Source organism: Actinomadura sp. NPDC000929 (assembly GCF_040492065.1).
In the GTDB taxonomy this organism is placed as follows: Bacteria; Actinomycetota; Actinomycetes; order Streptosporangiales; family Streptosporangiaceae; genus Spirillospora; species Spirillospora verrucosospora.
This window is the reverse complement of the sequence record NZ_JBEUPA010000219.1, coordinates 1-10,213: the sequence shown is the minus strand read 5'-3', so window position 1 is coordinate 10,213 and position 10,213 is coordinate 1. Positions and strand designations below refer to the sequence as shown.

The 10,213-nt window shown below is 77.6% G+C and carries 4 protein-coding genes; 3 read left to right on the top strand and 1 reads right to left on the bottom strand.

All coding sequences use genetic code 11. The annotated features are described in order from the left end of the window. Positions 1 to 119 precede the first annotated feature (119 nt). The 3 genes from ABWI04_RS39735 to ABWI04_RS39725 are packed head-to-tail and all read left to right on the top strand — an operon-like array spanning position 120 to position 9,927. Entirely contained in the window at positions 120 to 3,647 is a 3,528-nt protein-coding gene (locus tag ABWI04_RS39735) for a hypothetical protein (RefSeq protein WP_353835627.1), read from the top strand. Then, the gene (locus ABWI04_RS39730; RefSeq protein ID WP_353835626.1) at positions 3,644 to 8,122 is read left to right on the top strand and encodes a hypothetical protein; all 4,479 of its coding nucleotides are present in this window, start codon (positions 3,644 to 3,646) and stop codon (positions 8,120 to 8,122) included. Before ABWI04_RS39735 ends, ABWI04_RS39730 begins: the two co-directional genes overlap by 4 nt. Further along, complete coding sequence (locus ABWI04_RS39725) at positions 8,119 to 9,927, top strand: hypothetical protein (protein ID WP_353835625.1); 1,809 nt, start codon at positions 8,119 to 8,121, stop codon at positions 9,925 to 9,927. The genes ABWI04_RS39730 and ABWI04_RS39725 overlap by 4 nt, the downstream gene beginning before the upstream one ends. Before the next feature lie 15 nt (positions 9,928 to 9,942). Here the strand turns inward: ABWI04_RS39725 and ABWI04_RS39720 are convergent. Then, positions 9,943 to 10,213 (bottom strand): helix-turn-helix domain-containing protein (locus ABWI04_RS39720; protein ID WP_353835624.1); only part of this gene is annotated, 271 nt, incomplete at its 5' end.

Sequence of the window (10,213 nt, the reverse complement as noted above, 5' to 3'; positions counted from 1 at the left end):
GAGACGCTGAGCGTCGCCGTCGAGTCCACCACCCGGGCCGGCTACATCCCGGGCGCCGCCGCGATGACGACCAAGCTGATCGCCGAGCGCCCGCGGGCCCGTCCGGCGACCCGCCCACCGTGGGCGACGAGCTGGCCGGCAACGCCGGGCTGCGGGCCGCCACGTCGGTGCCGATGCGCCGGCTGCTGCGGCCGCGCGGCCCCCTGGCCCGGCGCGCCGGGGCCGCGCCGGCCGCCGTGGAGCGGCTCGCGACCGGCGACACGGCCGTCCCGCCCGCCGACGTCCCCGCGGGCGGCGCCCCGTTCGAGCAGGTGACCGGGCGGCCGCTGGGAACGCTGGACGAGGCGGCCATCCGCGCCGCGATGGCCGACCCCTGGTGGGACACCGCCCACAGCGCCGCGGTCGCCGCCGCGAGCGTCCCGGCCGGCGTGTCCGATGAGGTGCCGCGGACCCTCGCCACCGCCGGCGGCGACATGGTCCAGGGCCGGTTCTTCGCCGCGACGGACGACGGCCACCTGTTCGAGCGGCGCCTGGTCGAGGGCGGCTGGTTCTGGTACGACCACGGAGTGCCGCCCAGCGGTCAGAAAGTGGTGTCCCCCGGGGCCGCGCTGGACTACGGCGGGCCGGTCCGCGTGCTGGTCCGCACGGCCGACGGGCGGCTGTGGGAGCGGCGCTGGGACCGGGTGCCGGGCGCCTGGGCGTGGGAGGACCGCGGGTACCCGCCGAACGGCGTCCGGAGCGATCCGCTCGCCCACGGCACCGGCGTCTACGTGATCGGCGGTGACGGCGGCCTGCACGCCTGCGACTTCGATCCGGCGACCGCCGCCTGGACGTGGCGGGCGCTCGGCAAGCCGTCCACGATCAGCCCGAAGGAGGTGGCCGTCGGGCCGCTCGCGACCCGGGGCCGCGGCTTCCTCTACGTCAGGACCAACCTCGGCGGGCTCCACGCGTGCGTCCGGCAGGGGACCGGCGCCGCGCTGTGGACCAACCTCAACGTCGGGGACGGCACCGTGCCGCTCGTCAACGGCAACCTCTCGGCCGCCTATCCCGACTACGGCGCCTTCAAGGGCATGGCGTACGCCTCCGTCGACGGGAACCTGATCATCACCCGCGGCGACCTCCGCCCGATCGCGAACGCGTGGCGCCCCTACGACGGCACGTCCGTGGTGTCCGTGGCGCGGCAGAGCGGCAAGGACTTCTCGGGCCGCCCCACGATCGGCGTGCTCGTCGCCTCCGACGCCGATCCGAACGACCTCTCGCTCTGCCGGATCGACTCCGTCGCCGACCAGTGGAACTGGAGCGGCACGCGCCTGCGCCCGCCGTCCGGCGGGCTCGCGCTCCGGCAGCCGGGCCCGGTCGCGCTGCGCCCCGGCCGCGACAGCGAGCTGTTCGCCGTCGCCGCCGACGGGCGGCTGGTGTCGGTCGACCACAACGGCCAGTGGCGCGACCACGGCGCCCCCCGGGACCTGCGGGGCGCCGGCGCGCCGGCCGACGTCCCGCCGCCGGAGAACCGGTGGGCGGCCCGCGTCGGCCTGTTCTCGTCCCTGATCGTGGCGGACTTCTCCCGCGAGGGCGGCGCCGGGCACGTCCGGCACCGGGTCGCGCACGGCTTCGACGCGGAGGGACGGCTCGGCGGGTTCTCCGCCGCCCGCACCGGCCCCGACCTCGGCGGCATCGACGTGGAGGTGATGGCGGTCGCCGTGGGACGGATCACCGCGTCCGGCCCGCAGGCCATGGTGGTGCTGGGCAACGTGCTCGGCGACGTCGCCTACCAGGTCGGCTTCGACCTCGACGCCGAGGGCGTGCCCGCCCGCTGGGGCGCGCCGCGTCCCGTGCACGACCCGGTCGGCGCATCCGTCCGGGGCGCCGACATCGCGCTCGCCGACCTGGACGGCGACGGCCGGGCCGAGCTGGTCTTCGTCTACACCGCCGGCGACAGGATCTGCTACCGGATCGGCTGGCGGATCTCCGACGACGGCGCCGTCACCGGCGGCTGGGGCGACACGGTGACGCTGCCCTACACGGTCGGCGGGCTCGGCGACGTGGCCGTGGACGTCGCCGACCTCAGCCAGGACCTGCGGCCCGACCTGGTCGTGCTGTGGACCGGCGGGAACGAGTGGGGCCGCACCGTCGCCCGGTACGGCGTCGGCCGGACGCTGAACCGCCGCGGCGCCGTCCTCGGCGGCTGGAGCGCGCCCGTCCCCGTCCCCGAGGACCGGGAGGCCGGCTGGGACCACGGCGCCGGGATCGTCGTCGCCGACTTCAGCGGCACGCGCCGGCCCGACCTGCTGGTCTACCGGGTGGGGAGCACCGCGGACGGCAACGACGCCGCCTACCGCATCGGGTTCGACCTCGACCCGGACGGGTTCGCGACCGGCTGGGGCGAGTCGCGCCCCGTCGACCGGCTGCCCGGCGCGTCCGTCCGGGGCGGCGGCGTCGCGCTCGCCGACCTGCGGCCGAGCCTCGTCGCCGACCGCGCCGCCATGGGCGACGACTTCATGAAGGCGGCGCTGCGGCACCAGCGGTACCTCGCCCCGGCGCAGGCCCTGGCGCGGGACGCGCGCGGGGAGGCCGTCCCGGTGGACGCCACGGCGGCGGCGGTCCGCGACCGGCTCAGGCCCGAGGACACGGTGCCGCCCAAGGTCCTGGACGGCCTGAGGCTCGGCGACGGGCCGCTCGCCTCGGCGATCCCCGACACCGGCGATCCGCTGCGGCGGCTGCTCGCGGGCGTCGCGTTCAACGTGCCCGCCTACGAGCTGCTTCGCGGCCTGTCGCAGGAGAACGTCGTCCCCGGCCTGCCGGAGGTGGCGCCGGAGACGCTGACCGCGCTGGCCGCGAACCCGCGCTTCATCGAGGCGTTCATGGTGGGCCTGAACCACGAGACGAGCCGGGAGATGCTGTGGCGGGAGTTCCCCGCCGACCCGCGCAACACCTGGTTCCGGCAGTTCTGGGACGTGCGGAACGCGGTCTCGGCCGGCGCCCCGCTGACCGACATCCCGCCGTTCACCGACCCCGCGTGGGGCGCCGGGCCGCTCGGCGCCCACCTCACCGCCGTGGGCGGGCCGGACGAGCGGTCGCTGATCCTCGTCGTCCGCGGCGAGGTGCTGCGCCGCTACCCCGCCACCGCCGTCACGATGCGCGCGGCGACGTGGACGGCCGCCGGCCGGCGCGACGTCACCGGCCCGGACATCCCGCCGATCTTCCACGCCCGGCTGGACCCCGACCTGCTGCTGTTCGGCTTCCCGCTGACCGCCGGGCAGGCCCGGGGCGACGCCGACCCGGCCGCCGGAAGGCCGGGGTACTTCTTCCTGCTGCGCGAGCAGCCCACCGCGCCCCGCTTCGGCGTGGACGACCCGCCCGAGGACTGGGTGCCGGGGACGCCCTGGTCGGGCGCCCACTGGGACGACCTGCACTGGGGCCACCTCCCGGCGGACGCGCGGTTCCTGTCGCCGGGCGCGGGCGGGTTCGGCGGCGAGCCCCTGGACGGCGCGGTCTTCGGCCGCAACGCCGCCGACATGGCCCGCGTCGTCCTCCAGCGCCCCGCGCTCGTCGCCCGGCACGCGAGCGACCTGCTGCCACCCGACCCGCAGCCGGCCGCCCTCGCCGGAACCGCCGGAACTCTGCGAGCCCTTGGAGCCCTCCGATGACCCGACCGCTGACCGAGCAGGCCCCGGCCGCGGCGTGGACGCTGTCCACCCGGTACCCGGTGACGCTGCTGCCCGTCCGGCTGGAGACGAGGTTCGACGGCACCCGGCTGCTCGTCCGCGTCTACCCCGACCAGATCCACGTCGACTCGCACGAGGCGGAGCTGACCGCGGCGGAGCGGCGGGAAGGCCGCCGCTACTGGGAGCGCGGCGGCGAGCCGGACGCCTGGGAGGAGCTCGTCCGGTACCACGGCGCGCCCCGTGCCACCTGGATCGCCCGGGTGATGCAGCCGGACGCCACCGGACATTTCCCCGGCCCCCTCGAACGCACCGGCACCTGGATGCGGGCACCGCGCGCTCGGGCGCTGCCCACCCGCTGGCGCTTCTTCGCCCGCTTCACCGGGGGGCGTGGCATCGAGGCGGACTTCCCCAACGAGGTGCGGCCCGACCTGGCGGTCGGCCCGTCGCCCGTCCGGACCGGTGACGACGCCGCCCGCCCCCTCACCGACGAGGACCCTCCGGTCGACGAGGGCATGCGCTGGCTGGTCGACTTCCAGGCCGCGGTGGACGCCGGGATGGCGGCCGTCGTCGAGGGCGTCACCGAGCACGTCGCGTTCCTCGCCGTGTACGGCGTGGACGAGGGGGCCACCCCCGCACGGGGCGCCACGATCCTGTCGGAGCTGCTGGAGGCGCAGGCCGCGACGGTCGGGCTCGGGTTCGTCCCGCCCGGCACCCCGACCAACAACACCGAGACCGTGTCCAGCGGCTACGCGCCCCGGTCGCGCGAGGCGGCGCTCTCGGCGCGGGTGACCGGGGCGCCCGCGACGGCGGCCCGCCCGGAGACCGCGGCGGCCCTGCTCGCGGACACGCTGGGCCTCCCGCTCGCCCACCGGGACGGCGACGTCCTGGAGCGGACGCGGCGCGGGCCCGTCCCGTCCGGGGCGGCCACCGCGCTCGGTCGCGCCCCGAACGGCGCCGACGACCTGCGCCGTCCCGGTGCGGCGGTGCGGCGGCTGCTCTGGCCGGTCGGGCTCGACTACCTCGTCCGCCACCTGGCGGACGGCGCGGAGGCGGGCTGGACCGCCGACCTGCCCGCCGTCCGCTCGCACTTCGTCTCCCACGTCCACCCCGACGGGCCGCTGCCCGCGCTGCGCGTCGGCGCCCAGGTCTACGGGGTGCTGCCGGTCGCGTCGATGGCCCGGTGGAAGTCCGGCGGCGCGGGGGAGGCCAGGGCGGTCGACCTGCTCGTCCGGCTGATGAACCGGGTGTGGTCGCGGTCGCCGGTGCCGCGGATCCGCCCCGGCCTCGCCGACCCAGACGGCGTCATGCTCGACATCCTCGCCACCGACGCGCTCCCGCGCGAGATGCGGGTGCGCGGCATGCTCGGCAACGAGTACGTCGCCTGGCTGTGGCGGTTCGCGCGCCTGGAGCTCGGCGGCGACTGGCGCGAGCAGGTGGCCGGGCCGACCCGGCGGCTGCTCGCCGACCTCGGGCTCGCGACCGGCGACGACCCGCGGCTGGCCCTGGCGGTCTTCGCCGACAAGTCGATCCGGCTCGGCACGCCGGTGGCGGGCGCCGACGCGGCGGCGATCCGGGCGTACCTCACGGAACTGGCCGCGCCGGGGCTGTGCGCCGACCAGGTCCCCGTACCGTCCGGGCCGGTGCCGCTCTTCCAGCGGCTGCTGCGCGCGGCGCTGCTGGGCGAGCACTCCAACGCGGCCGGGCTGATCGAGGGCGTCGGGCAGGTCCCCGACCCCGAGCTGGTGGACGTCTTCCCCCGCGAGGTCACCTCGACGCTCGCGCGGCGCCTCGCGCGGCCGCTGCCGCTGCCCGGCGGCGGCGCCGACCCGGCCCTGACGGTCGGCGACTACCTCGCCGCCGCGCAGCGGCCCGGCGACGAGCGGCACGCGGCCGTCACCGCCGGGATCAGGGAGTTCCGCGACGCGCTGGACCGGCTCGTGGACCTCCGGGTCGACCCGGAGCGCCTGGAGCGCGAGGTGGCGGGCACGCTGGCCCTGACCGCCCACCGGCTGGACGCCTGGATCACCTCGTTCCCGGCGCGCCGGCTGGAACGGCTCGTCCGGGAGCGTCCCGCCGGAGACGCCGCCGGGACGCACATCGGCGGCTACGGCTGGGTCTGCGACCTGGCGCCGCCCTCCGTGGCCCGAGAGGAGGTCCCGCTGCCCGACGGCGTCCCGGAGGGGCCGCTCCAACCGGCCCCGGACGGCGCCGGGCACGTGCACGCGCCGACGCTCGGCCAGGCGGTCACCGCGGCGGTGCTGCGCAGCGGCTGGCGCTCCCACGACGTCGCGGACGCGCAGCCGGACGATGATCCTGCGGGGCGCGACGAGCAGGGGAATCCGCTGGCCGTCGACCTGACCTCACGGCGGGTGCGGCTCGCCGAGCAGCTGGTCTCCGGCGTCCGCGCCGGGCAGCCCCTCGGCCTGCTGCTCGGCTACCGGTTCGAACGCGGCCTGCACGAGCACCCGGACGGGCCCCTCGACCAGCATCTGCCGCTGTTCCGGGCCGCCGCGCCCGTCCGCGCGCACACCGTCACGCCGGAGGGGACCGCGGAACCGGCCGTGGAGTCGACCGCGGTGACCGACGGGCTGGAGCTTCACCGGCTGTACCGCGCGGGCGACCTGGAGGAGGATCTCGCGTCGCTCCCGCCCGGCGACCGGACGGCGGTCGAGGACGTCCTCGCCGACGTCGCGGACGCCGTCGACGCGGTCGGGGACGCGCTGCTCGCCGAGGGCGTCCACCAGATCGCCCAGGGCAACGCCACGCGGGCAGCCGCCGCCCTCGACGCCTCCGCGCACGGCGCGAGCACCCCGCCGGAGCTCCAGTTCTGCCGCACGGCCGACAGCGGCGCGGCGGTCACCCACCGGGTGCTCCTGCTGTTCAACCACGACGCACGGTTCGACAAGCTCCGCTGGGGCGCCGCCGTGGGCGAGCAGCCGCGGGTCGTCGCCGCGGCCCCCGCCGACGTCCTCGCCACCGCGCTGCTGCCGCCGAACTGGCGGGTCAAGTGGCGCAACACCTGGCGCTCGCCGGACGGGACGCGCACCGCCGTCCAGCCCCCGCTGAGCCTCGACTACCTGCAGATCCCCGCCGTCGACCACGTCGCCGCCCCGGTCCGGGGCGCCGCCCCGGACGCCGGCGCCGAACTGGAGCGACGGATCGAGGCGGCCGCCTGGCCGCGCCGGGACGCCTCGAAGATCGGCGAGGACTGGACGCTGGAGCCGGGCTTCGAGCGCGACCCCGCCTGGCCGTACGACCAGGTGTCGCTCGCCGAGTTCCTGGAGGCGGCCTCGGCGGTGCGGCGGCTGCTCACGCAGTCGCGGCAGGTGGAGGCCGCCGACCTCGACGGGCCCGGGTCCGCCGCCGAGAGCGGGTTCGACCAGGCGACGCGCAACCGCGCCGACTTCGCCTGGCAGCTCGCCGGCACGGCCATCGCCGGCCTCGCCGGGCCGACCGCCGCGGCGGTGCGCCCCGCCCTGCGGACCGCCGCCGGGTTCGGCGTGCTCGGCGCGGTGGCCCCGCCGCCGAGGTCCGGCACCGAGCAGCAGGTGCTGGAGCAGGCCGCGTCCGCGCGGGCCGAGCTCCGGCAGCGCCGGCTGGCGCACTGCCGGCTGGTCGCCGAGTTCCGGGGACGCCCGCTGACCTGCACCGCCGAGACGTGCGGCTGCGCCATCGCCGACTTCGACGTCCCGGCGGCCGGCCCCGCCCGGCGCCGCGAGTTCCAGACCGCCCGGCTCCGGACGCTGTTCGGCCAGGACCTGCCCGTCCTGCAGTCGGTCACCCTGCCCGCCCCGGGCCCGCTCGCCGCCGCCCTCGCGGCCGGGAACGAGCTGGAGGGCGGGTCGGCGCACGACGTCCGGCGCTGGCTGGCCAAGTACGCCCGGGTGCGGCCGAAGCTGGCGAACCTCCAGAAGGTCCTGACCTACACCGAAGCGCTGACCGGGGCCGGCGCGGCGACCGTCCCCGCCACTCCGCGCGCCGTCCAGCTCCCCGGGAAGCCGGGCGAGCGGTGGGCCGGGGAGAGCCCCCCGGACGGCGACGTCGTGTCCATGGCGGTGATCACGGTCGGGGACCTCGACCTCACCCGGCCCGTCTCCGGCCTCGTCGTGGACGAGTGGACCGAGGTCGTCCCGGCCGCCCGGCGGACGACCGGGCTGGCCTTCGAGCACGACGCGCCCGGCGCCGCCGCGCCGCAGGCCGTGCTGGTCGCCGTGCCCGCCGACGACGCGCCCACCTGGGACCCCGACGCCGTCCTCCAGGCGCTGAACTGGGCCTTCATCCTGACCACGACCCGCGCCGCCGACCTCGACTCGCTCGGCGACATCGGGCAGATCCTGCCCGCCGCCCACTTCCCGGTGAACATGGCCGAGCCGGGCACCTCGACCGACTTCGTCCCGGACGCCGCGGCCCCGGACGGCCCCGCCGCCGCGCCGGCCACCACGGAGGGAACGCGATGACCGTCTCCGACACCCGGGCCGCCGCGGAGCCCGCCGAGCCCGAGCACGTCCCGTCCATCACCACCTGGAGCCGGCTGGAGCCGCGCACCCGCGCGGAGGACCTCAGCCCGGCGCTGGAGGCCCGCACCGCCGACCCGCTCTGGCTCCTCGCCCGGCAGTGGCAGCTCGGGGAGTTCCAGGGCGAGGACGCGGGGACCCCCGTGCTGGCCAGGCTCGACGTCGAGTCCGCCCGGTTCGCCGAGGTCCGGTACGGGCCCTCGGGCGGGCCGGCGGCGCCGCTGCCCGCCGGCCGCCCGCTGGAATCGGCCGTCGAGGCCGAGGACGCCGCCGGGGCCCACGACCTGCGCTGGGCCGCCGAGACCGGGCAGGAACTGCTCCGCTTCCTCGCCGAGCACGGCGCCGGCGCCCTGCGGGCGGCGGTCGTCGCCCGCTACCCGATCCCGAGCCCGCCGCCCGCCGGTCCGTCCGAAGCCGACGAGGCGACGGCCGGCTACCTGCGGATCATGGCGGGGCGGGCGCCCCACGGCACGGACGTGCTGCGCGACCACGCCAGGGGCCGGTTCCCGGGGACGGTGCCGGTCCCGCCCGAGCTGTTGGCGGCCGTCGCCGCCGCCGTCGCGGGGTGGCTGGCCTGGCTCCAGGCGGGGGAGGGCCCCGCCCCCGAGGGGTTCCTTCCGCTGGTCGACACACCGGGCGCCGGCGCCCGCGCCTGGCAGCGCGAACGGCTGGAGTACGCCTTCGCGGCCGCCGCCTCCGACTCCGTCGGCGAGACGGTGCTGACCGCGCCCGAGTACGACGGCGACCGGCTCGACTGGTACCAGCTCGACCACGACCCGGACGCCGCGCTCGGCGCCCCGTCCGATGCCGCGTCCGATTCGGAGCGCCGCACCCTCGTCGTCGTCCCGACCGTGGCCGCCTACCCCGGCATGCCCGCGACGCGGTTCTGGGAGATGGAGGACGCCGACGTCAACCTCGGCCGGATCGGCGCGGGCACCACCGACCTCGCCCGGATGGTCCTGCTGGAGTACGCGACCGTGTACGCCAACGACCACTTCGTCGTCCCGGTGGAGGTGCCGAGCGGATCGGTCACCCGCGTCCGCTCGCTCGTGGTGACCGACAGCTTCGGCGTCCGCACCCTCGTCCCCCCGGCGGCCTACGGCGCCGCCGACGCCGGGCGCGGCTGGGGGCTGTTCCGGCCCGCGTCCGCGCGCGGCGGGCCGCCGGCGCCCCTGCTCGTCCTGCCGCCCACCACGTTCTCGACGCAGAGCTCGGCGCCCGTCGAGGACGTCCGGTTCCTGCGCGACGAGACCGCCAACCTCGCCTGGGCGATCGAGCGGACCGTCACCGGCGCCACCGGCGAGCCGATCGACCGGGACGGCCAGGTCCCGCGCGCCGGGATCCCGCCGCGCGCCGAGGTCCCCGGCCTGCCCGAGCTCACCTACACCTTCGCCACCACCGTGCCGGAGAACTGGGTGCCGCTCGTCCCGGCCCCGGCCGACGGGCGGCCGGACGGCATCCGGCTGCGCCGCGTCCCCCTCCAGCAGCCCACCAGGGACGGGACGCCGGTGCCGGTGATCGGGCACAGCCGCGTCCTCGACTGGACGATGGAGAACGACACCGGGCGGGTGGCGAGACTGGAGATCCCCGAGGAGGAGGTCGGCCGCGCCGGGACCCGCGTCGTGCGGGAATGGCGCCTCGCGCGCTGGACCGACGGCTCGGTGCACCTGTGGCTGGCCCGCGCCAAGCGCACCGGAGGCGGCACCGCCTCCAGCGGCCTGCGCTACGACGCCGTCGGCCCGCGCTGACCCGCCCCGCCCGCGTCACTCGGAACTCGACAACGCGGGACCGGACAGCACCCGGGCGGCGAGCTCGGTGCGGCTGCGGACGCTCATCTTGGCGAAGACGCGCTTCAGGTGCGTCTCCACCGTGTACCGGGAGATGAACTCCCGCTCGGCGATCTGCGGGTTGGTGAGGCCCTCGGCGATGAGCGCGGCGATCTTCCGCTCCGTCGGGGTCAGCGCCTGCCAGCCGTGCGCGGGGCGGTCCGGGCGCCGCCGCCGCGCCCCCGGCCGCACGCCGAGCCCGCGGAGC